Genomic DNA, 25,679 nt, shown 5'->3' with positions numbered 1-25,679 from the left:
CCGGGACGCCCCCGCCTCACCCCAGGCGTGAGAGCGCGGCGGCGACCGCCTCCAGGTCCGGGCCCGAGGCGAGTCCCGCGTGGTACAGGCGCAGTTGGTCCGCGCCGAGCGAGGCGGCGTGGGCCGCGTCGCGCTCCAGGGTGCGGGGGCTTCCGCCCATCCCGGTGACGATCCCGAAGTTGGCTGCGCGCACACCGCCCCGGCCGGTGAACGGCCCGAGGACCGCTTCCCTGACGCCGTCCGGCCCGGTGCAGGGCAGCACCACGCCGTCGGCCACGGCGAGGATGTGGTCGACCTCGACGCCGACGTTGGCCCCCGTGCGGTACGGGACGGGGTCGGCGTGCAGCAGCACCTGGAAGCCGGGCGGGGCCGCGGCCCCGGCGGCGGCGACGGCCGCTTCTGGAACGCGCGGGCGACCCGGCCGCGCCATCGCAGAGTGGCATCCGCGCGTTCGGGCCCGAGCAGCTTCTCGATGCCGTCCCGGCCCGACTCCGGGGAGCCGGGCCGGACCAGGCCGGCTCCAGGGCGCGGCGGACCGCGGCGGACAGTTCGCCGGGGTCGGCGCCCGCCTCCCTGTACCCCTCGCGGCATTCAGTACAGAAGCACAGCGACATCAGGTACTGCGCCGCCTCACCGAGGCCCACGCCGGCGACCTTGTCGTGGGCGTGCGGATGGGCGAAGCCGTACCAGCCGCAGGACTCCAGTTCCGTCCCGCGCGTTCCGGGCCGGGCGGCGGCCTCCGCCGCGAGGTCCACGAGGTACGCGCGCACGGCGGGGCGGGCGATGCAGGGGGCCCAGGGATAGCGGTCCCCGTAGGCGTTGACCACCGAGGTGTCCGGGTGTTCCGCGCCGAGTCGCGAGCTGTGCGCCGGCTCCCGCGACGACGGGGACGCGCCCGGCCGTCTCCTCGACGGCGGCGGCGACCGCGAGGCGGAACTCCTCGGGGGTCAGCGCGTGGAACTCGCCCGTGCCGCAGCAGGCGAAGACCGCGGCGGCTCCGGTGTCGATCCCGGCCCGCACGTGGGCCCGGAAGACGTCGAGGTCGACAGCGTCGTCCGGCCCGAACGCGGTCACGGGGAAGAAGAGCGGCCCGGCGACTTCGCTGAGCCGGGCGGCAAGGGGGCTGAGGCCACGGGCGCTCCCTGAGCAGATTCAGGCGTGCACAAATCTGATCGATGTCCATATTTCTGAACACGCAACGCTAAGGCAGCCCCCATGGGGAGTCAAGGCGGACGTGCCCCCTTGACGCACCCGCCCCCTCTCTAACTTGTCCACGCATGTGAATCCTAGCCAGGATTACACACAGCACGCCTTGCGCATCGCCCCGAGGAGATCTCCGTATGCCCGCTCCCCCGCACCGTCCTGCTCACCGGCGCCGCGGGCGGCCTCGGCACCCTGATGCGGGGACTGCTGCCCGCGTACGGCTACGACCTGCGACTGCTCGACCTGGTCCCGATCGAGGGCGAACCGGAGGCCGTCGTCGCCGACCTGAACGACCGGGAGGCACTGCGCGAGGCCGTGCGCGGGGTGGACGCGGTCATCCACCTCGCGGGCATCTCGCTGGAGTCCACGCACTGACCCGCGCCGAGCCACACCGAGCCGCCCGGAAGGGGCCGCGGGGGCCGGGCGGCGGAAATCCGGGCTACGCGGGTGCGGCCCGGCGGGCAGGATACGAGCATGCCGAGACCTTCCGGATTCCAGTACGAACAGCACGGCGACCAGAGCGTCACCATCACCCACCACGGCCGCCCCGCGGGCACCCTGCGCGGCGGCCGTGCGGAGAAGTTCCTGGCCGAGGTGGCGTCGGGCGACACCCAATTGGTGATGGCGCGCTGGACCGGCGCGTACAAGCACGGCAATGAGCGCACCGCCCGCAACCACCCGCGCAACCGCCGCTGAGGGCACTTCGGCCGCCGCGGTCCGGGCGGCCGAAAAACGTCTGGCTGAAGGCCCCGAAGGTAAGGGAACGGCAAAGCCGGGTCGTTCGTTACCCCGATCATGACCGCTATGACCCCCGGCTCGAACATCCCTCTCTCCGCCGCCCGCGTGGCGGTGGACGTCGCCGCCCCGGTGCGGCTCGACGTCTCGGGCCTGCTGCTCACCGCCGACGGCAAGGTGCGCTCCGACGACGACTTCATCTTCTACAACCAGCCCTCGGGCCCCGGTGTGACCTACCGCTCCGGCGGCGGCTCCGCACCCGACGCGATCGTGGTGGACACCGCGGCCGTCCCGCCGGGCATCGAGAAGATCGTCGTCACCGCGAGCCCGGACGCCGCCGGCCAGACCTTCCAGGGCATCGAGCCCACCGCCACCGTGCGCAACGCGGACGACGGCAGTGCGCTCGCCACCTTCACCCCGCCGCAGCTGGGCGCGGAAACGGCGCTCGTGGTCATCGAGGTCTACCGGCGCAACGGGGTCTGGAAGGCCCGCGCCGTCGGCCAGGGTTACGCCAACGGGCTGGCCGGGATCGCCACGGACTTCGGCGTCTCGGTCGAGGAGCCCGCGGCCCCGGCCACCCCGGTGCCGGCCACCCCCGCCCCGGTGGCACCGCCGGTCGCCGCCCCCGTCGACCCGCGGATCGCCCCGCCCGTGCCTGCCGCCCCGCCCGCTCCCCCGGCGGCCCCCGCCGCGCCCGCGGGCGCCGGGAAGATCAACCTGGACAAGGGCCGGGTCAACCTCCAGAAGAACCAGACCGTGTCCCTCGTCAAGGGCGGCGCCCCGCTGCTCTCCCGGGTCCGGATGGGCCTGGGCTGGGAACCCGCGTTCCGCGGCAAGGACATCGACCTGGACGCGTCGGTGATCGCCTACGGACCCAACCGCAACCACCTGGACAGCTGCTACTTCGGCAAGCTGACCATCCTGAACGGGGCGATCAAGCACTCCGGCGACAACCTCACCGGTGAGGGCGCGGGCGACGACGAGACGATCGTCGTGGACCTGGGCCGGATCCCCGCCGAGGCGACGGGCCTGGTCTTCACGGTGAACTCGTTCACCGGCCAGAAGTTCAACGAGGTCGCCAAGGCCTACTGCCGGCTGATCGACGACGCGTCCGGCGAGGAGCTGGTCCGCTTCGACCTCACCGGCGCAGAGCCGCAGACCGGCGTGATGATGGCCAAGCTCATCAAGCAGTTCACCGGCGAGTGGGAGATGACCGCGATGGGCGAGTTCGTGAAGTCGCGCACCGTGCGGGGCATGGTGAAGCCCGCCGCCAAGTCCCTGTAGCCGCCGGTGGGCCCCGTCCGGAGGGCCGGAGCGTAGCCGCCCGTGGGCCCCGCCCGGAGGGCCGGAGCCCGGGAGGGGGAGAGGGCCGAGACGGAGTCCGGGGCACCTGAAGTGATTCAGGCGCCCCGGATCCGGAGAAGACGGACGCTGCTCGTGCTCGTCTCGCGTCTCAGAGCTTGGTCAACTTGGAGTACGGGCTCAGGATCCTTCCCTGACGCCCCGAGAAGTCGATGAGGACCGCGTCGTTGTCGCCCTCGACAGCAAGAATCCTGCCGAGCCCGAACTGGTCGTGCGACACCCTGTCGCCCACATCGAAGCATTCGACCGGTGGGGCCTCCTGAGCCGGACGGTTGAAGGGACTGGAAGGCAGGTGACGCCGGGCTGACTGTTTCATTAAGTCGAGTATGCGCCCTGCGAAGGCCCGACGCCATGCCCGTCGGTGCCCGGGGCCCCAGAAGTGCCGGATTCGTAATCAGCGCTCACCACGGCCAGTCAGCGCTTCCTCCCGCCTCCAGCAGCGGAACCATGCGGAACGCCGCGTCGGAAAGACCCCCGAACGTGTGGCGATTCCCATCGCCGGACGGGGCGTGGCCGAGCCGGTATCCGGCCAGATTCCAGGTGTAGACGGGCACCGTGTCCGGAACGCTCCGGGTCGCGTCGCCACGGCGTGTGTACGCGGCCTGCTCGTCGGTGACGACGAGCACACCCAGCCGTGGCCCCGGCAGTGCCGCGCACCGGGCGACGTGAGCTCGCCGGCAGCCCACGTGACGGGATCAGCCCCCGGACACGTCCGGGCTTGCACGACGGCGATACGGGCGTACAAGCACACGTCGAATTCCAGGCGCTTCCAACCGTTGGCCATGGCCAGGTCGCGAGCAAGGACGATCTCGTCACGAGTCCGGGCGGGGCTTCGGGACGAACGAATCGTGAAGCCGAGCCGGGCCGGCCACCTGGCGGCGGGAGGCCTTCCGCCGATCAGCTCGTCCGGCCTCAGCGCCCGACCTTGATCGGACGTTGGTTCGTTCCTCGTGCAGGAGCAGCTACCCAGCTGCCGACTTGTACCCGTACATGGACAGAAACCCGTCCCGACCCAGCTCGTCATACTCCGTCAGAGCTCTGAAGACACCGTCTCGACTGATCGCGCCCTTGCGCATGCTGGAAGCGCAAGGCCCGCCACTTACAGCCCATCAGCCACTTGCCATCGCCATCGCCAACCAACTACTCACCGGCGGGAATTGATGCCGGAGGCCCCCAGTCATGATCGACTGGAGGTCTTCGCGCAGATGGGCGCAGACGGTTTCGAACCGCCGACATCTACTTCGCAAGGGGCAGCGCTCCCCACCTGAGCACCGCCCGGGGCCGGTCCTCTCAACCTCCCGCGCGCGAGCGGGCCTTGAACGCCGCCTTGCGGGCGTCCTTGGCGGCCTTCCTGTCGCTGTGCAGCCGGCCCATGGCCTCCAGCACATCGGCGGTGGCCGGGTGGTCGACGCGCCAGACCTCGTCGAAGAAGCCGCTGTGCTGGGCGGAGAGCCCCTCGATGAGGCCCTGGAGCTCGTCCAGCTCGCCGTCCGCGTCCAGTTGGGCGGCGATGGTGTCGATGGCCAGCCAGAAGATCATGTCATCCGGCGGGGCGGGCACATCGGCCGCGCCGCGCTCCGCGAGCCAGACGCGGGCCAGACCGCCGAGTTCCGGGTCGCCGAGCACCGCGCGTACGGCGGGCTCCGCCTCGGGGCCGGCCACGGCGAGAGCCTGCTGGCAGTGGAGGCGGCGCAGCGGCGCACCCTCGTCCGTGCCGCGCGCGGCGGCCAGCAGCTCGGCGGCCGCCGACACCGCGCCCTCGGCGCCGTACCCCGCGAGCCAGAGTTTGACCTCGGCACGGGCGGCGGACTCCGGGTAGTGGGCGATGCCGTCGAGGAGGACGTCGGCGCCCTTGCCCGCGAGGTCGCCGACGGCGGGGGCGTCCACCCCGGCCTCCAGCATCCGGGCCCGGATGCCGTACAGGCCGAGGGGGGTGAGCTTGACCATGCCGTACCGGGTGACGTCCTCGTCGTCGGCCCCGGCGGCGGAGGCGTCCGCGGTTTCGCCCTCCTCGACCAGCAACGCCTCGTCGACCGGCCGGTATTCGACGATCCCCATGGGTTCGAGGAGCCGGAACTGGTCGTCGAGGCGCATCATCGCCTCCGACACCTGCTCCAGGATGTCGTCGGTGGGCTCGCCCATGTCGTCGGGGACGATCATCGACGCGGCGAGGGCGGGCAGCGGGACCGGCCCTTCCCCCGCGCCGTTGTCCGCGAGCGTGAGCAGGTAGAGGTTGCCCAGGACGCCGTCGAGGAACTCGGCCTCGGCCTCCGGGTCCCAGTCCAGGGCGTCGAAGTCGATCGAGCCGTCCTCGCCGACGAGGTCCGCGAAGTCGTCCAGGACGGGCGCGGTGGCGTCGGCGTGCACGGCGTCCAGGCCGTCGAGCCAGATGGCCAGGACGTCCTGCGGGGAGCCGCCGGTGAGCAGCGCCAGGTTCTCGCCCGCGGTGACGGTGCCCTCGGCCCCGCCGTCCGCACCCTCGCCGTCCGTACCCCCGTCACCCTCGCCCTCCGGGCCCCGGCCGTCCTCCTCGGGGTCGGTGACGTCGAGGAGGCCGGTGTCCACGGCGAGCCGCCAGGCCTCGCTGGCGTACGCGGCGCCGTCCTCGTCGGCCGGGAGGGCGAGGTGCTCGGCGGCCGCGGGCAGCTGCGCCTCGACGAGTTCGCCGCCCGCGCCGACCCGGGTGTCGGGTCCGGCCCAGCGGGCGAGCCTGACGGCGCGGACGAACAGCGGAGCGGCGAGCGCGTCCCGTGCCAGTTCGGCCTCGGAGTTCAGCCGCACCGGCGGCAGGGAAGGGCGCTCTGCGGACATCGGGGGTTCTCCTCGGTGCGTGCTCGGGGGCATACGGAGTGCGTACGCGGTTCAGCCGCCCAAGCCTAGACGCAATGCGCCGCATGCCGCCCGCCGCTTCACCACATGCGGCCCGCCGCGCCGCTATCCGCCCGCACCCGGCTCCATGCTGAGCGCGGGGGTGTACCGGTTCACGCCGCCCCCGGTCATGCCCGGGTACTTCTGGACGCGTTCCCAGAGCGGGGACGGGGACCCGACGCCGTCTCCGGGCTCGGCGAGCGCCGCGATGTGGTGTTCGGCGCTCTCCCACTCGGCGTAGTTGAGGACCCGGGTGCCGTCGGTGCCGACATGGAAGTGCGCGGCGATGCCGCCCTCGGGCATGTCGACGTCGTTGCCGAGCGCCTCGAACACGGCGTCCACCCAGTCGCGTTGCCGGGCCGGATCGGGCCCGTCGAACTCGACGTCGACGATGACGACGCAGCCGGGCCGGCTGGTGTCGCCCGCGGCCCGGAGCCCGGAGCGGTAGAACTCGTACGTGTGCAGTGCGATGCGTTCGATGCCGGGGACGGCTGCGTCGATCTCGGCGTTGCGGGCGTCACGGTTCTCCCGTACGAAGTCCTGGTAGGCCTGTTCGCCGGTCCACTGGGAGTAGTGGAGCAGGGTCGCGCCGTCCTCCCCCGTGCAGACGCTGTAGGAGAGCAGCCCGGGGTGCGGCCATTCCCGGCTCCCCCAGGCCTTCCGGATGGCGTCGACGGCCTCTCGCTGCCGTTCCGGTGTACCGACGTCCCAGGTGCTGGCCTTGGCGAACGCGGCATCGCTGCGGGCCGGGTCGGGGCGGTCGGTGAAGTGCGTGGTCATGGCGGTGTTTCCCCTCTCACGCGCGCCGGTCGGTGCGTCGTGGTCACCACCGTTGCACCTCAAGTCCGGTTGAGGTAAAGGGCCCTCCCGTCGACGCCCCGGCCACCCGGTTCGCCCACGGCGTGAGCGGGCGCGGGTGCGGCCGGAGGGAGCCGGGGAAGGCTGGGGAACATGACTCTCTCCGTGGCACACCTGAGCGACCCTCACCTCACCACGGGCCCCGGGGCGGCGGCCCCGGCGGCGGGGTTGCGGGCAGCCCTGCGCCGGGTGCTCGCCCTGGACCCGCTCCCGGCCTGTGCCGTGATCACCGGTGATCTCACCGAGCGCGGGGAGCCGGGCGAGTACGCGGCGCTGCGCGAGGAGGTCGACACGTTCCCGCTGCCGCTGCATCTGGTGACGGGGAATCACGATGCGCCGCAGGCGCTCGTGGGCGTGTTCGGCGGGACGCGTTTCCTGGGCGGGGGGACGCTGACGTCGTACGTGGTGGAGCACCCGGCCCTCACGGCCGTGGTCCTGGACTCGCGGGTGGCCGGTGCGCCCGGCGGGCGACTGGGCTCCGGGCAACTGTCCCGGCTGGACCGGGTCCTCGCCCGGCGCCCCGGCGTTCCTGCCCTCGTCTGCCTGCACCACCCTCCGGTTCCGGTCGGCATTCCGTTCCTGGACGCGATGGGTCTGGCGGACGGGCCCGCGCTGGCCGAGGTGGTCGCCGCGCACCCTCGGGTCGTCCGGGTGCTGGCGGGCCATGCGCACCGCCCGGTCACGGCTTCGTTCGCGGGCAGCACGGTGGCCGTCGCGCCGAGTACGTACCGGCAGAGCGGACTGGTGCTGCGGGAGGGTGTGCCCGGCTACCCCGACGAGCCGGCGGCCTTTCTGCTGCACGTGCTGCCCGGGGCTCCGCCGGGCGCGGCCTGGGTCACCCACACCGTGCCGGTGGGCGACGGCTGATGGTCCGGGCCGGCCCCGCCCGGGTGGTCACTCGGGCAGCTCCGCCCGCCAGGCCGTGATGTTCAGCTCGTCCATGTACCGGAGGTCGTGGCCCTCCAGTGGGTAGACCCGCGCCCCGGCGTCGGGGGCGGCGGCCAGCTCCAGGGCGTCGGCCATGACGAGCTCGCCGCCCTCCTGGGTGGAGACCCAGGCGAGCATCGACCGCACGGTGGCGCCCGGCTTCAGGGCGATCGCCTCGGGGCCCTGGTCGCGGCCGAACTGCGAGCCGGCCGGGTTGACCTTCACAGGGAGGCGCTCGCCGTCCTCGCCGAGCGCCTGGACCGAGGGGTAGCCGTCGACCCGGTAGGGCTTCGAGCCGCAGTTGGTCAGGGTCAGGACGACCGCACGGCTCATCATCACGGCCAGCACCTCCCCCATGGTCACCACGGCCCCGGATGCGGGGCACTTCCCGGGCGGGGCGGAGGTCGGTCCGGGCTGCGCGGGCGCGTCCGCTCCCGGCGCGGGGGTCGCGGGCAGTGTTTCGGCGCGGACGATGCCGGAGTGGGGCGCGGAGGCGGACGGGGCGGGGTCCGGTTCTTCGCCCTCGCCGGCCGGGACGAGGAAGCCGGAGCAGCCGGTCAGCGCCGTCAGCGTGGCCACCGACAGGACGACCGAGGCCCGCCCCCGTAGCCGTACGCACACACCCATGTCCCCCGCCCCTCGCCGCGCGGACCGTCGCCGCGACCTGCCGTCCGCACATTCGATCATGTCAGAAGCGGCCGCCGCTCCGCCGGACTCTTCAGCATCCCTTGCCGGTCACCCCAAGAAGATCTAAGTGGACCTGCATGGTTCCGGGAACCGACACTTCGGGCATGACCGCCACCGCACCGCGCCCCTTCGGCCGCACGCTCTGCGCCATGATCACGCCCTTCACCGCCTCCGGGGCCCTGGACCCGGACGCCGCCCGCGCGCACGCCGCACGCCTGGTGGCGGAGGGCTGCGACGGGATCGTCCTCAGCGGCACCACGGGCGAGTCCCCCACCACGACGGACACCGAGAAGTCCGCTCTGCTGCGGGCCGTCCGGGCGGAGGTCGGCGACGGGGTACCGCTGCTCTCCGGTGTCGGGGGCCCGGACACCGCGCACACCCTGCGCCTGGCGCGGGAGGCCGAGGAGGCGGGCGCGGACGGGCTGCTGGTGGTGAGCCCGTACTACAGCCGCCCGCCACAGGCCGCCGTCGAGGCGTACTTCCTGCGGCTCGCGGACTCCACCGGCCTGCCGCTGATGCTGTACGACATCCCCGGCCGCACCGGCACCCGGATCGAGCCGGAGACCCTGCTGCGGCTGGCGGAGCACCCGCGTGTGGTGGCGGTGAAGGACTGCTCCTACGACCTGCTCGGCTCGACGAAGGTGATGGCCCGCACCTCGCTGGCGTACTACTCGGGCTGCGAGGAGATGAACCTGCCGCTGTACGCGGTGGGCGGCGCGGGCTATGTCAGTACGGTCGCGAACGTGGCTCCGCGTCGGATGCGGGCGCCGCTGGACGCCTTCGACGCGGGCCGTACCGACGAGGCGGCCCGGCTCAACGGGCTCACGGTGCACCTCACCGAACTGATGATGGCGAGCGGCCTCCCGGGAACCGTCACCGTGAAGGCGCTCCTGGACGCGGGGCCGGTCCGGGAACCGCTGCAGCCCGCCGGGCGCGGGGCGACCGACGGGCTGCGTACGGCGTACGAGGAACTCCTCGCGGCCTGAGGCCTTGCCGTGTGACTAGTTGTGGGCGTGCAGGACGTCGTTGAGCCCGCCCCACACCGCGTTGTTCGGGCGGGCCTCGACGGCGCCGGTGACCGAGTTGCGGCGGAAGAGGATGTTGGAGGCGCCGGACAGCTCGCGGGCCTTGACGACCTGGCCGTCCGGCAGCGTGACGCGGGTGCCGGCGGTGACGTACAGACCGGCCTCCACGACGCACTCGTCGCCGAGCGCGATCCCGACGCCGGCCTCCGCGCCGACCAGGCAGCGCTCACCGATGACGATGCGGACGTTGCCGCCGCCGGAGAGGGTGCCCATGGTGGAGGCGCCGCCGCCGATGTCGGAGCCGTCGCCGACGACGACGCCCGCGGAGATCCGGCCCTCGACCATGGAGGTGCCGAGCGTGCCCGCGTTGAAGTTGACGAAGCCCTCGTGCATGACGGTGGTCCCGGCGGCGAGGTGCGCGCCGAGCCGGACCCGGTCGGCGTCGGCGATGCGTACGCCCTTGGGGGCGACGTAGTCCGTCATCCGCGGGAACTTGTCGACCGAGGCGACCTGGAGGTGCAGGCCCTCGGCGCGGGCGTTGAGCCGCACCCGCTCCAGGTCGTCGACGGCGACCGGGCCGAGCGAGGTCCAGGCGACGTTGGCGAGCAGCCCGAAGAGGCCGTCGAGGTTCTGGCCGTGCGGCCGGACGAGCCGGTGCGAGAGCAGGTGCAGGCGCAGGTAGGCGTCGTGCGCGTCGAGCGGCTTGTCGTCGAGCGAGGAGATGACCGTGGACACGGCGACGATCTCGACACCGCGCCGGGCGTCCACGCCGATGGCCTTGGCGGCACCCTCGCCGAGCCGGTTGACGGCCTCGTCCGGGCCGAGGCGCGTCGTACCGGCCGGGCCGGGGTCCGAGGTCAGCTCGGGGGCGGGGAACCAGGTGTCGAGGACGGTGCCGTCACCGGCGACGGTGGCGAGGCCGGCGGCGACGGCGCCGGTGGTGCGGGCAGAAACCTGGGAAGTCGTGTCGGTCATGGACAGCAACCTAACCGGCCGGGGCCCGCTCGGGCGAACCGGTCTCAACGTGGGGACCCTTTCCCGCCACCCGTGCCCGCTCCCCCGGCCCGGGCAGCCGTCGCGCCGCCAGCACCGCGGCCCCCGCACCCGCCGCGAGCAGGGCGCAGAGCGGCCAGAGCAGGGCGGGAGCGGCGGCGTAGAGGGCGGCTCCCAGCGGCGGGGCGAGCACCTGGCCGCTGATCGAGGCACCGGCGTACAGGCTCTGGAAGCGGCCCTGGGCGTGGCCGGGCGCCTGGTCGGCGACATAGGCGGTGGCGGGGGTCTTGTAGAGGATCTCGCCGAGGGTCAGCGACAGCATCATGGTGACGGCGAAGAGCACGCCCGCGCCGGGGATCAGGACGGCGTAGCCGAGCCCGACGAGCAGGAGCCCGGCGCCGACGAGGCCGAGCGGGGCGCGCCGGCGCAGGACGTGGGCGGCGGGCAGTTCGAGGCAGAGGATGACGCCGCCGTTGATGGCGAGCAGCCAGCCGTAGAGCTGGGTGGAGTGCCCGTGGTCGGCGAGGAAGACCGGCAGGGTCGAGTACTGCTGCCGGTAGACGAGGTCGACCAGGACGATCGCGGCGAGCAGCACCAGGACGGCGGGTCTGGCCCGCAGTTCGCGCCAGAGGCCCGGGGCGTCCGGGTCGTGGGCGGGTGCGGAGTGGGCGCTGCCGCGGGCGGGCAGGATCCGGGCGGCGTAGAGGGCGAAGAGCAGGGTGCCGATGCCGTCGGCGACGAAGAGCCAGTCGTACGAGAACCGGGTGGCGACCAGGGCGCCGAGCGGTGGGCCGACGGCGAAGCCCCCGTTGGAGGCGAACCGGGTGAGGGCGAAGCTCTGGCGGCGGCTTCCGCCCTCGGGGACGGAGACCGCGACGAGGGCCGCGTTGGCGGCGCGGACGACGCCGGCCGCGTACTGGGCCACCGGAAGCACCGCGTACAGGGCGGCGACCGGCAGGGCGGGCAGGACGACGAGCGCCGCCCCGCTGACGCAGGCGCCGGTCAGCAGGGCGCGGCGATGGCCGAAGCGGTCGCCGAACCAGCCGCCGGTGAAGTTCCCCGCGACCAGGCCGATGCCGCCGACGCCGCTGATCACTCCGGCCTGGGTGACGGTCAGACCGCGCGGCCCGACGAGGTACACGAAGAGATAGACGAAGGTGAAACTGACGACGGCGTTGAGGAACGCCCCGAGCGCCAGCAGCCGTACCGTCCGCGGTACGCCGCGCACCATGCCCATCCCCGCCACCCCCATGCCTCCGCGCATCCGTCACCCCTGCGCGCCCCGCAGCGAGTTCCCTATGGGAACGGACTATGGCAGCATGATTCCATCGGGGTCAACCGAAAGACCCCGGCGGGGCGGGCGGGGCGGACAGCGGCCACAACCGGAGGAACGACCATGCCTCAGCGCACCAGCCTGGCCGACGCCGACTGTTCGATCGCCCAGGCCCTCGATGTCGTGGGCGACTGGTGGACGCTGCTGATCGTGCGGGACACCGCGCGCGGTGTGCACCGGTTCGACGCGCTCCAGCAGGAGCTGGGCGTCTCGCGCAAGGTGCTGACCGAGCGGCTTCGGCTGCTGGTGGACGCGGGGGTGCTGGCGCGGGAGCCGTATCAGGACCGCCCGGTCCGGTACGAGTACCTCCTCACCCCGCGCGGCCGGGCGCTGCTGCCCGTGCTGATCGCGCTCCAGGACTGGGGCGACACCTGGGTACTGGGGGAAGGGGAGACGATGGCGACGACGGCGGAGGCCTCACGGGAGGCGGCCCGGGTGCGGGCACTGCGGGGGACACGGCTGCCGGAGCTGCTGCTGACGGGGGACGACGGAGAGCCGCGCGACCCGGTCGCCGGCACCCCGTACACCGTCCTGTACTGCTTCCCCGGCGCCTACGCCCGCCGCGACGCCTACCCGCCGGGCTGGGCGGGGATCCCGGGGGCGAGCGGCTGCACCCTCGAATCGTGCACGTACCGCGACCAGCTGGCCGAGTTCACGGCGGCGGGCGCGACCGTGCACGGAGTGTCCGCGCAACGCCCGGACGAGCAGCGCGCGTTCGCGGAGAAGGAAGGACTGCGGTTCCCGTTGCTCTCGGACGCGGAGCTGACGCTGACGGCGGCGCTGCGGCTGCCGACGTTCCGGGCGGCGGGCGTGAGCAGGCTCAAGCGGCTGACGCTGGTGGTGGACCGGGAGCGGACGATCCGCGAAGTGCTGTACCCGGTCACGGACATCGGGGCGAGCGTGCGCGAGGCCCTGGAAGCGGTCCGCCGCCCGGTGGACTGAGCGGGGCACCCACGGTGCCGGCTCAGGCGCCGCCGTCCACGATCCGGCCCAGCATCTCGCGGGTGTAGCGCGCGTCGAACGTGCCACCGGCCAGCAGGACCTGGAGGCAGACCCCGTCCATCAGCGCGACGAGGGCCCGCGCGGTCTCCGGGTCCGTGCGCCGGGACAGCAGCTCGACGGCCTCCTCGGTCCACTCCGCGGCGACGGGGCGCAGCGCGGGGCGGCGCAGGGCCGCGAGGTACAGCTCGTACTCCAGCTCGATCGCCCCGCGTTCGCCCGCGAACCACCGGTCCAGCAGCCGGGTCAGCTCCTCGGCGAGGCCGACGGATGCGACGGGCCCGGCGGATATGGCCCCCGGCACGGCCAGGACCTCGCTGCCGCGCAGGGCCTGGACGAAGTTCTCGTTGCACCGGCGCAGGGCGGCGACCAGGAGTTCGTCGAGGGAGCCGAAGTGGTACGTGGTCGAGCCGAGCGGCACATCGGCCTCGGCGGCCACGGTGCGATGGCTGAGCCCGGCCATGCCGTCGGCCGCGATCACGCGCAGCGCCGCGTCGATGATCCTCGTGCGCCGCCCGGGGTCGTACCGCCGGGCCATCAGTGGGCCCCGCCCAGGTTGAGGACGACGACCCCGGCCACGATCAGGGCGATGCCCGCGATCTTGACCAGGCCGCTGGACTCCCCCAGGAACAGGATCCCGATGAGCGCGACGGCCGCGGTGCCGACGCCGGCCCAGATGGCGTACGCGGTGCCCACGGAGAGCGTCTTGAGGGTCTGGGCGAGCAGGGTGAAGGCGATGAGATAGCCCACCGCGGTGCCGAGCGAGGGCCAGAGCCGGGTGAAGCCCTCGCTGTACTTCATGGCCGTCGTCCCGGCCACCTCCGCCGCGATGGCGGCGGCCAGCAGTCCGTATGCGTATCCCATGTGTACGACTGTACCCAACGTTGCGTACGACCGTACATATCATCGGCCCACGCCAGGGGCGCTACGGTGTGCCGACCGACAGCACGGCCCGCCAGTACGGGCCGACGACACGACGGAGACGCAGTGGCGCAGGACGCAGGGTGGGGCGGTGGCCCGTACGGGGGCGCACCTCACGGTGGGGGACCCTTCCACGGGGGCGCGCAGGGACCGGGCGGCGGCTGGAACGGCGGATGGGCCGCACCGCCCAAGCCCGGGGTCATACCCCTGGCGCCGCTGAGGATCTCGGACATGCTCAGCGGCGCCTTCTCGGCCCTCGGGCGGTACTGGAAACCGCTGGTCGGCATGGCTCTGACGCTGTTCGGCGCGGCGACGCTCGTGATGATCGTCGCGCTGGTGGCCGCCGGAGCCGCCGTCGCGACCCACTGGGACGAGCTGACGTCCGACTCCCCGGGGTCCCCGGACGCGGCGGATCTGGTCCCGCTGGGCGTCGCGTTCGGCGTGCTGATGATCATCGGCGTCATCGTCTATCTGCTGGCGTCCGCCGTGGTGCAGGCGGCGGTACCCGTGGTCCTCCAGGAAGCCGTCCTGGGCCGCCCGATCCGCTTCGGCGCCGTCTGGAGCCGTGCGTGGTCGCGGGTCTGGTCCATCATCGGCACGGTGTTCCTGACCGGACTGATCGCGGTCATCCCGATGGCGCTCTTCATGACCGCCTTCGCCGGGCTGATGGTCTACACCGTCTCGCTGGGCGACGAGGACGGCGTCCTGCCGCTGATGTGGTTCGGGTTCCTCGGCACTCTGCTCGTCACCCCGGTGGCGATCTGGCTCTGGGTGCGGTTCTCCCTGGCCCCGACGGTCGTGGTCTTCGAGAACCAGCGCCCGGTCGCGGCCCTGCGCCGCTCGGCCCAACTGGTGCGCGGCAGCTGGTGGCGGGTCTTCGGGGTCGGACTGCTCGCCTACGCGATGGCGTCCATGATCGGCTACATGATCCAGATGCCGTTCCAGATGGTCGGTATGCTCCCGGGCATGTTCGACCCCGCCGACATGGGCGCCGACCCGAGCGGCGGGGAGCTCATCGCCCTGTTCGGCGGCCTGATCCTGCTGTCGTTCGTCAGCCAGATGATCGCCCAGCTGTTCACGGCGATCTTCCCGCCACTGGTGGTCGGCCTGCTGTACGTCGACCGCCGGATGCGCACGGAGAACCTGGGACCGGTCCTGGCCGAGGCGGCGGCGCAGACGCTGCCCGAGCAGTACGGCCCGCCGCCCGCCCACGTCTAAGCGCCGAGGGGCCGGGCAGCCGGTCTCAGACCCACCGGCAATTGAGAGGTGGGAGAAGGAGCGGGGCCAGCCCCGTGACGCCGCCTCCCCCATCGCCGATGGGTCTCAGTCGGCCAGGGTCCGCTTGGGGCGCAGTACGCAGAACTCGTTGCCCTCCGGATCGGCCATCACCACGAAGGTGGCGTCCGGCCCCTGCCCGACGTCCACCCGCCGGGCGCCGAGCGCGAGGATCCGCTCGACCTCGGCGTCCCGGTCGTCGGGCGTCAGGTCGATGTGCAGCCGGTTCTTGACGGTCTTCCCCTCCGGCACGGGGAGGAAGCACATGCCCGGCAGCGCGGTCTCGTGGGCGCCGATGACGATCTCCTCCTCGTCCTCGAAGAGCACCTGCCAGTCCAGCACCGCGCTCCAGAAGCGGGCCATCAGCGGCAGGTCGTGGGCGTCGACGGCGATGTGGTACATGGATACGGCCATGCCCGCCAGTGTGCCTGGCGGGCATGGCCGTTCACCACTGCCCGGGGGACGTGTCAGATGCCGGAACCGTCCCGAGGACGTGTCAGACGTTGAACCCCAGGGCGCGGAGCTGCTCGCGTCCGTCGTCGGTGATCTTGTCCGGGCCCCACGGCGGCATCCAGACCCAGTTGATCCGGAGCTCGTTGACGATGCCGTCGGTGGCGGACTTCGCCTGGTCCTCGATGACATCGGTCAGCGGGCAGGCCGCGGACGTCAGCGTCATGTCGAGGGTGGCGATGTTGGCGTCGTCGACGTGGATGCCGTAGATCAGGCCCAGGTTGACGACGTCGATGCCCAGCTCGGGGTCGACGACGTCGTAGAGCGCCTCGCGGACCTCCTCCTCGGAGGCCGGCTTCATGGTCGCGGTCTCGTTGTCGCTCATGCGGTCTTCCCTTCGGACAGCGCCTTGGCCGTCGCGTCCTTCCACGCCATCCAGCTCAGCAGCGCGCACTTGACCCGGGCGGGGTACTTGGAGACGCCGGCGAACGCGACGGCGTCCTCCAGCACCTCCTCCATCGCGTCGTCCGGCTCCAGCTGCCCCTTGGACTGCATCAGCTCCAGGAAGGCGCTCTGGATCTTCTGCGCCTGGGACAGCTCCTTGCCGACGAGCAGCTCGTTCAGCACGGAGGCGCTGGCCTGGCTGATGGAACAGCCCTGGCCCTCGTAGCTCACGTCGGCGATGGTCTCGCCGTCGTACTTCACCCGGAGTGTGATCTCGTCACCGCACGTCGGATTGACGTGGTGCACCTCCGCGTCACCGTCCCGCAGGCCGCGCCCGTGGGGGTGCTTGTAGTGGTCCAGGATCACTTCCTGGTACATCGAATCAAGCTTCACCAGTCAACCCTCAGCCGAAGAAGTTCCGGACGTGCTCCAGACCGTCCACCAGGGCGTCGACCTCGGCGGGCGTGGAGTACAGATAGAACGACGCTCGCGTCGTCGCGGGAATTCCGTACCGCAGGCAGACCGGCCGCGCGCAGTGGTGGCCGACCCGGACGGCGATGCCCAGCTCGTCGAGGACCTGGCCCACGTCGTGCGGGTGGATGTCGCCGAGCGTGAAGGAGATCGTCGCCCCGCGGTCCTCGGCCGTCGCCGGACCGATGATCCGCAGGTCCGGGACGTCCAGGAGGCGCTTCACCGCATACTCGGTGATCGCCTTCTCGTGGTTGTGGATCTTCTCCATGCCGATCGCCGAGAGGTAGTCCACGGCCGCGCCGAGACCGACGGCCTGGGCGATCGGCGGCGTACCGGCCTCGAACTTGTGCGGCGCCGGAGCATACGTCGACGAGTGCATCGACACGGTCTCGATCATCTCGCCGCCGCCGAGGAACGGGGGCAGGTCCTCCAGGAGTTCCTGCCGTCCCCACAGCACGCCGATGCCCGTCGGGCCGACCATCTTGTGGCCGGTGAAGGCCACGAAGTCGGCCTGGAGCGCCTGCACGTCGAGCACCATGTGCGGGGCCGCCTGCGAGGCGTCGATGCAGACCAGCGCGCCGACCTGCTGGGCGCGGCGGATGATCTGCTCGACCGGGTTGACGGTGCCCAGGATGTTGGAGACCAGCGTGAAGGAGACGATCTTCGTCTTCTCGGTGATGATCTCGTCGATGTTCGACAGGTCGAGCCGGCCGTCGTCGGTGATGCCGAACCACTTCAGCTTCGCGCCGGTGCGCTGCGAGAGCAGCTGCCACGGCACGATGTTGGAGTGGTGCTCCATCTCCGTGGTGACGATCTCGGTGTCGCTGTCCACCCGATAGGGCTCGTCCGCCCAGCCGAGCATGTTCGCCACGAGGTTGAGCGACTCCGAGGCGTTCTTGGTGAAGATCACCTCGTTGCGGCTCGGCGCGTTGATGAAGGCCGCGACCTTGTCACGGGCGCCCTCGTACAGCGCGGTGGCCTCCTCGGCGATCGTGTAGACGCCGCGGTGCACGTTCGCGTTGTGCCGCTCGTAGTACTCGTTGAGCGCGTCGAGGACCTGACGCGGCTTCTGCGAGGTCGCCGCGGAGTCCAGGTAAACGATCTTCTTGCCGTCGTGGACCGTGCGGTCCAGGATCGGGAAGTCCTTGCGGATCGCCTCGGTGTCGAGGAGGCCGGTGAGCCCCTGTCGGGCGTCAGTCACGCGGCTGCACCTCCTGAGTTCCCTCCGCTCACGGGGCCACCCTTCGTGTATGCCTCGTAGCCCTCGTTCTCCAGCTGGTCGGCCAGCTCGGCACCACCGGAGGCGGCGATACGGCCGTTGGCGAAGACGTGCACGAAGTCGGGCTTGATGTACTTCAGGATGCGGGTGTAGTGCGTGATCAGCAGGGTGCCGACCTCGCCGGTCTCCCGGACCCGGTTGACGCCCTCGGAGACGGTCTTGAGCGCGTCGACGTCCAGGCCGGAGTCGGTCTCGTCCAGGACGGCGATCTTCGGCTTGAGGAGCTCCAGCTGAAGGATCTCGTGGCGCTTCTTCTCACCGCCGGAGAAGCCCTCGTTGACGTTGCGTTCGGCGAAGGCGGGGTCCATCTGGAGCCCGGCCATCGTCTCCTTGACCTCCTTGACCCACGTACGCAGCTTGGGGGCCTCGCCGCGGATGGCGGTGGCGGAGGTGCGCAGGAAGTTGGAGACCGAGACACCGGGGATCTCGACCGGGTACTGCATGGCGAGGAACAGGCCGGCGCGGGCCCGCTCGTCGACGGACATCTCCAGGACGTCCTCGCCGTCCAGGGTGACCGTGCCGCTGGTGATCGTGTACTTGGGGTGACCCGCCAGCGAGTACGCGAGGGTGGACTTGCCGGACCCGTTGGGGCCCATGATGGCGTGGGTCTCGCCCTGCTTCACGGTCAGGTCGACGCCCTTGAGGATTTCCTTCGTGGCGTTGTCGGCCTCGACGGTGACGTGCAGGTCGCGGATTTCAAGCGTTGCCATGGGTGACTCAGGACTCCTGGGTGACGGAGACGAGCACATCGTCCCCTTCGATCTTTACGGGGTATACGGGGACGGGGCGCGTCGCGGGAAGGCCGGACGGCTTGCCGGTACGGAGGTCGAACGACGAGCCGTGCAGCCAGCACTCGATCGAACAGTCCTCCACCTCGCCCTCCGAGAGGGAGACGTTCGCGTGCGAGCAGATGTCATTGATCGCGAACACCTCGCCCTCGGTGCGGACGACGGAGACCGGTGTGCCGTCGAGCTCCACCCGCTTGGGGGTGTCGTCCTCCAGCTCACTCAGCGCACAGGCTTTGACGAAGGCCATCAGACGGACGCCTTCAGCTCGGTCTCGATCTTGTCGAGCAGACGCGCTTCCACGTCCGGCAGGCCGATCTGCTGGACCAGCTCGGCGAAGAAGCCGCGCACGACCAGGCGGCGGGCCTCCTCGGCCGGGATGCCGCGGGACTGGAGGTAGAAGAGCTGCTCGTCGTCGAAGCGGCCGGTCGCCGAGGCGTGGCCGGCGCCGACGATCTCGCCGGTCTCGATCTCCAGGTTGGGCACGGAGTCGACCCGGGCGCCGTCGGTGAGGACGAGGTTCCGGTTCATCTCGTAGGTGTCGGTGCCCTCGGCCGCGGCCTGGATGAGGACGTCGCCGATCCAGACGGCGTGCGCGCCGTCGCCCTGGAGGGCACCCTTGTACACCGCGTTGGACTTGCAGTGCGGGGTGTTGTGGTCGACCAGGAGGCGGTGCTCCTGGTGCTGGCCCTTGTCGGTGAAGTACAGGCCGAAGAGCTCCGCCTCACCGCCGGTGGCCGCGTACGCCACCCGGGGGTGCAGCCGCACGACGTCGCCGCCGAAGGTGACGACGATCGACTTGAAAGAGGCGTCCCGGCCGATCAGCGCGTTGTGCTGGCCGACGTGGACGGCCGTGTCGTCCCAGTCCTGGACGGAGACGACGGTCAGCTTCGCGCCGTCGCCGAGCACGTAGTCGACGTTGGCGGCGAGCACCGCGTCACCGGTGTGGTCGATGACGACGACGGCCTCGGCGAAGGCACCGAGCTCGATGAGCTGGTGGCCGTAGGCGACGCCGCCCTCGCCGTGCACGGTGATCCGGACCGGCTCGGTGAGCACGGCTTCCTTGGCGACCGTGACGACCGAGGCCTGCTCGAAGGAGCTGTACGCCTGGGCGGCGACCCGGTCCACCGGGGTGCCGGCCTTGCCGAGCCGGGAGTCGTCGCGGCCGACGGTCTCGACCGTGACGCCCTCGGGCGCCTCGATGGCGACCTTCACGCCTCCGCCGTTGGCGACGGCGGTGCCGTCGTGCAGCCCGCGCAGCCGCTCCAGCGGTGTGAAGCGCCACTCCTCCTCACGGCCGTGGGGGACCGGGAAGTCCGCGACGTCGAAGGACGGGGGTGCGCTCATGCGGGTGGCGACGGTCGACTCGGCGGCCACCGCGATGGAGCCGGCGGTGGTGGAGCCCGCCGGAGTGTTCTGAGCCTCAGCCATGGCTGTCGTAGTGCTCGCTTTCTTCAGTCAAGAACTCGGGGGATTCGGTGGGGCGGGGACGGCCACGAGGGGCCGTCCCGGTGGTCCTCGGGTGAGGACCTAGCCGACCGAACCCTCCATCTGCAGCTCGATCAGCCGGTTGAGCTCCAGGGCGTACTCCATGGGCAGCTCCTTGGCGATCGGCTCGACGAAGCCGCGCACGATCATCGCCATGGCCTCGAACTCGGTGAGTCCGCGGCTCATGAGGTAGAAGAGCTGGTCCTCGGAGACCTTGGAGACGGTCGCCTCGTGGCCCATCGACACGTCGTCCTCGCGGACGTCGACGTAGGGGTAGGTGTCCGAACGGGAGATCGTGTCGACGAGCAGGGCGTCACAGAGGACGTTGGACTTCGCGCCGGGCGCGCCCTCGCCGATCTCGATCAGTCCGCGGTAGGACGTACGGCCGCCGCCTCGCGCCACCGACTTGGAGACGATGTTGGAGGAGGTGTTCGGAGCCATGTGGACCATCTTGGCGCCGGCGTCCTGGTGCTGACCCTCGCCCGCGAAGGCGATGGACAGGGTCTCACCCTTGGCGTGCTCGCCCATCAGGTAGACGGCCGGGTACTTCATGGTCACCTTGGAGCCGATGTTGCCGTCGACCCACTCCATGGTCGCGCCCTCGTAGGCCACGGCCCGCTTGGTGACCAGGTTGTAGACGTTGTTCGACCAGTTCTGGATGGTCGTGTAGCGGCAGCGGCCGCCCTTCTTCACGATGATCTCGACCACGGCGCTGTGCAGCGAGTCCGAGGAGTAGATCGGGGCGGTGCAACCCTCGACGTAGTGGACGTAGGCGTCCTCGTCGACGATGATCAGCGTCCGCTCGAACTGGCCCATGTTCTCCGTGTTGATACGGAAGTAGGCCTGGAGCGGGATGTCCACGTGGACGCCCTTGGGCACGTAGATGAACGAGCCGCCGGACCACACGGCCGAGTTCAGCGAGGCGAACTTGTTGTCACCGACGGGGATGACGGTGCCGAAGTACTCCTTGAAGAGCTCCGGGTGCTCCTTCAGCGCGGTGTCGGTGTCCATGAAGATGACACCCTGCGCCTCCAGCTCCTCGTTGATCTGGTGGTAGACGACCTCGGACTCGTACTGCGCGGCGACGCCGGCGACGAGGCGCTGCTTCTCCGCCTCGGGGATGCCGAGCTTGTCGTACGTGTTCTTGATGTCCTCGGGCAGGTCCTCCCAGGAGGCCGCCTGCTTCTCCGTGGACCGCACGAAGTACTTGATGTTGTCGAAGTCGATGCCCGACAGGTCGGAGCCCCAGTTCGGCATGGGCTTCTTACCGAAGAGCTTGAGGCCCTTGAGCCGCAGCTTCAGCATCCACTCGGGTTCGTTCTTCTTGTCCGAGATGTCGCGGACGACAGCCTCGGACAGACCGCGCTTCGCCGCCGCGCCTGCCGCGTCGGAGTCGGCCCAGCCGAATTCGTACGTACCCAGACCCTCGAGCTCAGGGTGGGCAGTCTCCGTGGGGAGCGTCATGCGGGGTTCCTCCCGGCCGTGCTTGCAGATACTGAATGGGTGGTCTGTGGGGGTGGAGCATGGCCACTGCGTGGCACGTACGTCGTGCACACACCGTCGCCGTGGGCGAGGGTGGCCAGACGCTGCACATGGGTCCCGAGGAGGCTGGAGAAGAATTCCGTCTCCGCCTCGCACAGCTGTGGGAACTGCTCGGCGACATGCGCCACCGGGCAGTGGTGCTGGCACAGCTGCTCGCCCTGCTGCGGGCCCGGCGCGCTTCGCGCCATAGCAGCGTACCCGTCGGCCGACAGGGCCTTGGCCAGGGCTTCGGTGCGCCCTTCGGGCTCCGCGGCCTCGACCGCGGCGCGGTACGCCTCGCCCGTCGCGGCCATCCGGGCGCGGGCGAAGGCGAGGACCGCCTCGTCGCCCCCGGACTCGGCGATGAAGCGCAGGGCGTCGGCGGCCAGCTTGTCGTAGGACTGGTCGAAGGCGTCCCGGCCACAGTCCGTCAGGGCGAACACCTTGGCGGGCCTGCCGCGGGTCCGCGCCCCGTAGACCCGCTGTTCACGGGCTTCGACGACATCGTCGGAGACGAGGGCGTCCAGGTGGCGGCGGACAGCGGCCTGGGTGAGGCCGACGCGCTTGGCGAGATCCGCCGCGGTGGAAGGGCCGTGGTCCAGGATGGAGCGCGCGACCCGGTTGCGCGTCGAGCGCTCACCGGTCGCGAGTTCCTCCTGAGGAGCCCGTCCGTCGTATTTCACAACACCATTGTTGCGTAATTCATTCGCCCCTGACAACCACGGTCCGGAATGATCTACGGTGCGGTTCGTCACTTAGGGTTACCTAATCTGGCCCCGGCGGACGTCTGCTCCGGGACCCTGCCTAGACTTACGCGCCATGGAGAACGAGCCCGTCGTACAGGTCAAGGGCCTGGTGAAGCGGTACGGCACGAACACCGCGGTGAACGGCCTCGATCTGATGGTCGCGACCGGCGCGGTGACCGCCGTCCTCGGCCCGAACGGCGCCGGGAAGACCACCACCATCGAGACCTGCGAGGGCTACCGCCGCCCCGACGCGGGCACCGTACGGGTCCTCGGCCTCGACCCGGTCGCCGACGCGGAGCGGCTGCGCCCGCGGATCGGGGTGATGCTCCAGTCCGGCGGCGTCTACTCCGGCGCACGCGCCGACGAGATGCTCCGCCACATGGCGAAACTGCACGCCCACCCCCTCGACGTGGACGCCCTGACCGAACGTCTCGGCCTCGGCGACTGCGGCCGCACCACCTATCGGCGGCTCTCCGGCGGCCAGCAGCAGCGCCTCTCCCTGGCCATGGCGGTCATCGGCCGGCCCGAGCTGGTCTTCCTGGACGAACCGACCGCCGGGCTCGACCCGCAGGCCCGCCGCTCCACCTGGGACCTGGTGCGCGAACTGCGCGCCGACGGCGTCTCCGTGGTGCTGACCACCCACTTCATGGACGAGGCCGAGACGCTCGCCGACGACGTCGCGATCATCGACGCGGGCCGGGTCATCGCCCGGGGCAGCCCGGAGCGGCTCTGCCGGGGCGGCGCGGAGAACACCCTGCGCTTCACCGGACGTACCGGGCTCGATCTCGGCTCCCTCGTCAAGGCGCTGCCCGACGGCTCCGAGGCCGCCGAGCCGCTGCCGGGGACGTACCGGATCACCGGGACCATCGACCCTCAGCTGCTGGCCACGGTGACCTCCTGGTGCGCCCAGCGCGGCGTGATGCCCGAGGGGATCTCGGTGGAGCGGCACACCCTGGAGGACGTCTTCCTCGAACTGACCGGCAAGCAACTGACCGGCAAGGAGCCGCACGCATGAGCGCCGGTACGTACACCCCGCGCCCCGGCGCCGCCCCGCTCCCCCGGATGATCGCCGCGCAGACCGCGCTGGAGACCCGGATGCTGCTGCGCAACGGCGAGCAGCTGCTGCTGACGGTGATCATCCCGACGCTGCTGCTGGTGCTGTTCAGCGCGGTCGACATCGTCGACACCGGCTCGGGCGCGGCGGTCGACTTCCTGGCCCCGGGCATCCTGGCGCTCGCCGTGATGTCCACGGCCTTCACCGGCCAGGCCATCGCCACCGGCTTCGAACGCCGTTACGGGGTCCTCAAGCGGCTCGGGGCCTCCCCGCTGCCCCGCTGGGCCCTGATGACCGCGAAGACACTGTCGGTGCTGGTCACCGAGGTGCTCCAGATCGTGCTGCTGACGGCGATCGCCTTCGCGCTGGGCTGGTCACCGCAGGGGAATCCGCTCGCTGTGCTGCTGCTCCTCGTCCTGGGCACCGCCGCGTTCTCCGGGCTCGGGCTCCTGATGGCGGGGACGCTGAAGGCGGAGGCGACGCTCGCCGCCGCCAATCTGGTCTTCCTGCTGCTGCTGGTCGGCGGCGGGGTCATCGTGCCGCTGGACAAGTTCCCGGACGCGGTGCAGTCGGTGCTGGGGCTGCTGCCCGTATCGGCGCTCTCCGAGGGCCTGCGGGACGTCCTGCAGCACGGTGCGTCGATGCCGTGGGCCGAGGCCGGGATTTTGGCGGTGTGGGCGGTGCTGGGGCTCGGCGCGGCGGCGAAGTTCTTCCGCTGGGAGTAGGCCGGCCGGGGGACCACTCCGGGCAAGCCCGCACGAACCCACCCCCTCGTGAAAACATGCACAAGCCCCGTCCTACGATGGTCCGCGTGGAAACCCCCATCTCCCTCATCGCCAAGCGCTGGACGCCGTCCACCCAGGTGGTGAAGCGCGCCGCGCTCTCCGCCGTCGTGATGAGCGTCTTCATCATCGTCACGGGCGGGGCCGTCCGGCTCACCGGTTCGGGCCTCGGCTGCGACACCTGGCCCAAGTGCACCGACGACAGCCTGTTCGCGACGCCCGAACAGGGGCTGCACGGCGCGATCGAGTTCGGCAACCGGATGCTGACCTATGTGCTGTCGGCCGCGGTCGGCTGGGCGATCATCGGCGTCAGCTCGGTCAAGCCGCGCCGCCGCAAGGTGACCCGGCTGGCCTGGTCGCAGTTCTGGATCGTGCTGGGCAACGCCGTGCTCGGCGGGATCACGGTCTGGGCGGGCCTCAACCCGTGGACGGTGGCCGGGCACTTCCTGCTCGCCAACGCGCTCCTCGCGGTCACCGTGATCACCTGGGTGCGGATCGGCGAGGGCGACGGCCCGCCGCGTCCGCGGACCCCGCTTCCGGTGCGGCGCCTCGCCCGGGCGATCCTGGCGACCACGGTGGTCCTGATCGTGCTGGGCACCTCGGTGACCGGTTCCGGCAAGCACGCCGGCGACAGCAGCGACGTACCGCGCATGCCGTGGGACTGGTCGGCCGCCGCCCATGTGCACGCCATCGCCGCCTGGGTGGTCTGCGCCCTGGCCATCGCGATGTGGCTGGCCCTGCGGGTGGTCAACGCCCCCGCGGACACCCGGGCCCGCGCCCGCGACCTGCTGATCGTGCTGCTCGCCCAGGGCGCGATCGGATACGTCCAGTACTTCAGCGACGTCCCCGAGATCCTGGTAGGCGTCCACATGTTCGGCTCGGCCATCATGTGGATCGCCGTGATCCGGCTCGTACTGAGCATGCGCGAGCGCGGCGACGACGTACCCGCCCCGCTGCCCGGCCCGTCCGCGGAGCAGCCGGAGACGGCCCCGGCGACGGCCGTCTGACGTACGTACGCACATCAGGTGAGGGGCGGCGGGCCGGTGGCCCGCCGCCCCTCACCGTACCTCCGGCCCCTCCCGTACGCACCCGGCCCTCACTCCAGCCCGTACACCCGGCGCGCGTTGCCCGACCCGATCATCGCGGCGACCCGGGCCGCGTCCTGCCGGGTCCAGGCGCCGTCCGCTACCCAGCCGCCCAGCACCCGCCCGAGCGCCTCGCGGAACTGCCGCGCGCCCACCAGGTGCAGCTCCGGCAGCCCCTGCGCCCCGCTGGAGAACAGCAGCTTGCCGAACGGCGCGAGCTCCAGGACCTCCGCCAGGACGCCCGCCGCCCGCGCCCCGGTCCGCGCCGGCACGGTCCCCAGGTCGGCGTAGACGTGCGGGTACCGGCCCGCCAGCGCGGCGGTCTGCCGGTGGTACGGGTAGCCGTGCAGGAGGACGAGGTCGCAGCCGTGGCCCTCGGTCGCGGCGG

27 protein-coding genes and 4 pseudogenes are annotated in these 25,679 nt (G+C 71.5%); 10 read left to right on the top strand and 21 right to left on the bottom strand.

Going from position 1 to position 25,679, the window contains the following annotated elements; genetic code table 11:
- Nucleotides 1–16: 16 nt before the first annotated feature.
- Together B9S58_RS04370 and B9S58_RS04365 are read right to left on the bottom strand one after the other, a co-directional pair.
- Nucleotides 17–869 (bottom strand): annotated as a pseudogene (locus B9S58_RS04370) (hypothetical protein); the annotation flags it as partial.
- Nucleotides 868–1,152, bottom strand: a pseudogene (locus B9S58_RS04365) (dihydrodipicolinate synthase family protein); the annotation flags it as partial. The pseudogenes B9S58_RS04370 and B9S58_RS04365, both read right to left, overlap by 2 nt.
- Nucleotides 1,153–1,332: 180 nt before the next feature.
- Here B9S58_RS04365 and B9S58_RS04360 point away from each other — a divergent pair.
- The 3 genes and pseudogenes from B9S58_RS04360 to B9S58_RS04350 all read left to right on the top strand — a co-directional run.
- Nucleotides 1,333–1,572, top strand: a pseudogene (locus B9S58_RS04360) (NAD-dependent epimerase/dehydratase family protein); the annotation flags it as partial.
- 105 nt (nt 1,573–1,677) lie between these two features.
- Nucleotides 1,678–1,899, top strand: coding sequence for a hypothetical protein (locus B9S58_RS04355; protein WP_103530808.1), 222 nt, complete (start codon nt 1,678–1,680; stop codon nt 1,897–1,899).
- 99 nt (nt 1,900–1,998) lie between these two features.
- Nucleotides 1,999–3,222, top strand: a complete 1,224-nt coding sequence (locus B9S58_RS04350) for a TerD family protein (RefSeq protein ID WP_103530807.1) — start codon at nt 1,999–2,001, stop codon at nt 3,220–3,222.
- A gap of 169 nt (nt 3,223–3,391) precedes the next feature.
- On the opposite strand, the gene B9S58_RS38720 is transcribed toward B9S58_RS04350, so the two are convergent.
- From B9S58_RS38720 to B9S58_RS04330, 4 genes and pseudogenes are all read right to left on the bottom strand, one after another.
- Nucleotides 3,392–3,616, bottom strand: coding sequence for a hypothetical protein (locus tag B9S58_RS38720; RefSeq protein WP_032752687.1), 225 nt, complete (start codon nt 3,614–3,616; stop codon nt 3,392–3,394).
- An 85-nt stretch (nt 3,617–3,701) separates the two neighbouring features.
- Nucleotides 3,702–3,926: pseudogene (locus B9S58_RS04345) on the bottom strand (TROVE domain-containing protein); the annotation flags it as partial.
- Nucleotides 3,927–4,590: 664 nt separating this feature from the next.
- Nucleotides 4,591–6,111, bottom strand: coding sequence for a hypothetical protein (locus B9S58_RS04335; protein ID WP_103530806.1), 1,521 nt, complete (start codon nt 6,109–6,111; stop codon nt 4,591–4,593).
- 123 nt (nt 6,112–6,234) lie between these two features.
- Nucleotides 6,235–6,948, bottom strand: a complete 714-nt coding sequence (locus tag B9S58_RS04330) for an antibiotic biosynthesis monooxygenase (RefSeq protein ID WP_103530805.1) — start codon at nt 6,946–6,948, stop codon at nt 6,235–6,237.
- 171 nt (nt 6,949–7,119) lie between these two features.
- Here B9S58_RS04330 and B9S58_RS04325 point away from each other — a divergent pair, with 171 nt between their 5' ends.
- The gene (locus B9S58_RS04325) at nt 7,120–7,893 is read left to right on the top strand and encodes a metallophosphoesterase (RefSeq protein WP_103530804.1); all 774 of its coding nucleotides are present in this window, start codon (nt 7,120–7,122) and stop codon (nt 7,891–7,893) included.
- Between the two features lie 27 nt (nt 7,894–7,920).
- Here B9S58_RS04325 and B9S58_RS04320 read toward each other — a convergent pair whose 3' ends face one another.
- On the bottom strand, nt 7,921–8,580 hold the full coding sequence (locus B9S58_RS04320; RefSeq protein WP_103530803.1) for a DUF4232 domain-containing protein: 660 nt from the start codon (nt 8,578–8,580) through the stop codon (nt 7,921–7,923).
- Between the two features lie 164 nt (nt 8,581–8,744).
- Here B9S58_RS04320 and dapA point away from each other — a divergent pair, with 164 nt between their 5' ends.
- Nucleotides 8,745–9,626 (top strand): 4-hydroxy-tetrahydrodipicolinate synthase, encoded by an 882-nt coding sequence (gene dapA, locus B9S58_RS04315; RefSeq protein ID WP_103530802.1) that lies wholly within the window; start codon nt 8,745–8,747, stop codon nt 9,624–9,626.
- Between the two features lie 15 nt (nt 9,627–9,641).
- Here dapA and dapD read toward each other — a convergent pair whose 3' ends face one another.
- Together dapD and B9S58_RS04305 are read right to left on the bottom strand one after the other, a co-directional pair.
- On the bottom strand, nt 9,642–10,640 hold the full coding sequence (gene dapD / locus B9S58_RS04310) for a 2,3,4,5-tetrahydropyridine-2,6-dicarboxylate N-succinyltransferase (RefSeq protein ID WP_103530810.1): 999 nt from the start codon (nt 10,638–10,640) through the stop codon (nt 9,642–9,644).
- A 10-nt stretch (nt 10,641–10,650) separates the two neighbouring features.
- A complete protein-coding gene (locus B9S58_RS04305) occupies nt 10,651–11,895 on the bottom strand; it encodes an MFS transporter (protein WP_103530809.1) in 1,245 nt (414 codons plus the stop codon).
- Nucleotides 11,896–12,054: 159 nt separating this feature from the next.
- On the opposite strand from B9S58_RS04305, the gene B9S58_RS04300 reads away from it, so the two are divergent.
- Entirely contained in the window at nt 12,055–12,933 is an 879-nt protein-coding gene (locus tag B9S58_RS04300) for a winged helix-turn-helix transcriptional regulator (protein ID WP_103530801.1), read from the top strand.
- Nucleotides 12,934–12,955: 22 nt separating this feature from the next.
- Here the strand turns inward: B9S58_RS04300 and B9S58_RS04295 are convergent, their stop codons facing one another.
- Entirely contained in the window at nt 12,956–13,528 is a 573-nt protein-coding gene (locus B9S58_RS04295; RefSeq protein WP_103530800.1) for a TetR/AcrR family transcriptional regulator, read from the bottom strand.
- On the bottom strand, nt 13,528–13,854 hold the full coding sequence (locus B9S58_RS04290) for a multidrug efflux SMR transporter (RefSeq protein WP_097867846.1): 327 nt from the start codon (nt 13,852–13,854) through the stop codon (nt 13,528–13,530). Before B9S58_RS04290 ends, B9S58_RS04295 begins: the two co-directional genes overlap by 1 nt.
- A 288-nt stretch (nt 13,855–14,142) precedes the next feature.
- On the opposite strand from B9S58_RS04290, the gene B9S58_RS04285 reads away from it, so the two are divergent.
- Nucleotides 14,143–15,129: a hypothetical protein gene (locus B9S58_RS04285; protein ID WP_103530799.1), complete on the top strand. Its 987-nt coding sequence runs from the start codon at nt 14,143–14,145 to the stop codon at nt 15,127–15,129.
- A 105-nt stretch (nt 15,130–15,234) separates the two neighbouring features.
- Here B9S58_RS04285 and B9S58_RS04280 read toward each other — a convergent pair whose 3' ends face one another.
- The 9 genes from B9S58_RS04280 to B9S58_RS04240 form a co-directional block, all read right to left on the bottom strand.
- Nucleotides 15,235–15,600, bottom strand: coding sequence for a VOC family protein (locus tag B9S58_RS04280; RefSeq protein WP_103530798.1), 366 nt, complete (start codon nt 15,598–15,600; stop codon nt 15,235–15,237).
- An 82-nt stretch (nt 15,601–15,682) separates the two neighbouring features.
- Nucleotides 15,683–16,021: a metal-sulfur cluster assembly factor gene (locus B9S58_RS04275; RefSeq protein WP_003969897.1), complete on the bottom strand. Its 339-nt coding sequence runs from the start codon at nt 16,019–16,021 to the stop codon at nt 15,683–15,685.
- The gene (gene sufU / locus B9S58_RS04270; RefSeq protein WP_103530797.1) at nt 16,018–16,473 is read right to left on the bottom strand and encodes a Fe-S cluster assembly sulfur transfer protein SufU; all 456 of its coding nucleotides are present in this window, start codon (nt 16,471–16,473) and stop codon (nt 16,018–16,020) included. Before sufU ends, B9S58_RS04275 begins: the two co-directional genes overlap by 4 nt.
- A gap of 10 nt (nt 16,474–16,483) precedes the next feature.
- Complete coding sequence (locus B9S58_RS04265; RefSeq protein WP_103530796.1) at nt 16,484–17,752, bottom strand: cysteine desulfurase; 1,269 nt, start codon at nt 17,750–17,752, stop codon at nt 16,484–16,486.
- Nucleotides 17,749–18,540 (bottom strand): Fe-S cluster assembly ATPase SufC, encoded by a 792-nt coding sequence (sufC, locus tag B9S58_RS04260; RefSeq protein WP_103530795.1) that lies wholly within the window; start codon nt 18,538–18,540, stop codon nt 17,749–17,751. The genes B9S58_RS04265 and sufC overlap by 4 nt, the downstream gene beginning before the upstream one ends.
- Before the next feature lie 7 nt (nt 18,541–18,547).
- On the bottom strand, nt 18,548–18,865 hold the full coding sequence (locus tag B9S58_RS04255; protein WP_018555702.1) for a bifunctional 3-phenylpropionate/cinnamic acid dioxygenase ferredoxin subunit: 318 nt from the start codon (nt 18,863–18,865) through the stop codon (nt 18,548–18,550).
- A complete protein-coding gene (gene sufD, locus B9S58_RS04250; RefSeq protein WP_103530794.1) occupies nt 18,865–20,046 on the bottom strand; it encodes a Fe-S cluster assembly protein SufD in 1,182 nt (393 codons plus the stop codon). The genes B9S58_RS04255 and sufD overlap by 1 nt, the downstream gene beginning before the upstream one ends.
- A 99-nt stretch (nt 20,047–20,145) precedes the next feature.
- Nucleotides 20,146–21,567 carry a Fe-S cluster assembly protein SufB gene (gene sufB / locus B9S58_RS04245; protein ID WP_030593600.1) on the bottom strand — a complete coding sequence of 474 codons (1,422 nt, stop codon included), beginning with the start codon at nt 21,565–21,567 and terminating at the stop codon, nt 20,146–20,148.
- Nucleotides 21,564–22,307: a metalloregulator ArsR/SmtB family transcription factor gene (locus B9S58_RS04240; protein WP_103530793.1), complete on the bottom strand. Its 744-nt coding sequence runs from the start codon at nt 22,305–22,307 to the stop codon at nt 21,564–21,566. Before B9S58_RS04240 ends, sufB begins: the two co-directional genes overlap by 4 nt.
- Nucleotides 22,308–22,443: 136 nt before the next feature.
- Between B9S58_RS04240 and B9S58_RS04235 the strand changes: the two genes are divergently transcribed.
- From B9S58_RS04235 to B9S58_RS04225, 3 genes are all read left to right on the top strand, one after another.
- A complete protein-coding gene (locus B9S58_RS04235; protein WP_103530792.1) occupies nt 22,444–23,385 on the top strand; it encodes an ABC transporter ATP-binding protein in 942 nt (313 codons plus the stop codon).
- A complete protein-coding gene (locus tag B9S58_RS04230; RefSeq protein ID WP_103530791.1) occupies nt 23,382–24,149 on the top strand; it encodes an ABC transporter permease in 768 nt (255 codons plus the stop codon). Before B9S58_RS04235 ends, B9S58_RS04230 begins: the two co-directional genes overlap by 4 nt.
- Nucleotides 24,150–24,226: 77 nt before the next feature.
- The gene (locus B9S58_RS04225) at nt 24,227–25,213 is read left to right on the top strand and encodes a heme A synthase (RefSeq protein WP_103530790.1); all 987 of its coding nucleotides are present in this window, start codon (nt 24,227–24,229) and stop codon (nt 25,211–25,213) included.
- An 89-nt stretch (nt 25,214–25,302) separates the two neighbouring features.
- On the opposite strand, the gene B9S58_RS04220 is transcribed toward B9S58_RS04225, so the two are convergent.
- Nucleotides 25,303–25,679 (bottom strand): amidohydrolase family protein (locus tag B9S58_RS04220; protein WP_181009182.1); only part of this gene is annotated, 377 nt, incomplete at its 5' end.

It is taken from the genome of Streptomyces sp. SM11 (assembly GCF_002910905.1).
Classification (GTDB): domain Bacteria; phylum Actinomycetota; class Actinomycetes; order Streptomycetales; family Streptomycetaceae; genus Streptomyces.
This window is presented reverse-complemented; position numbering and strand designations above follow the sequence as displayed.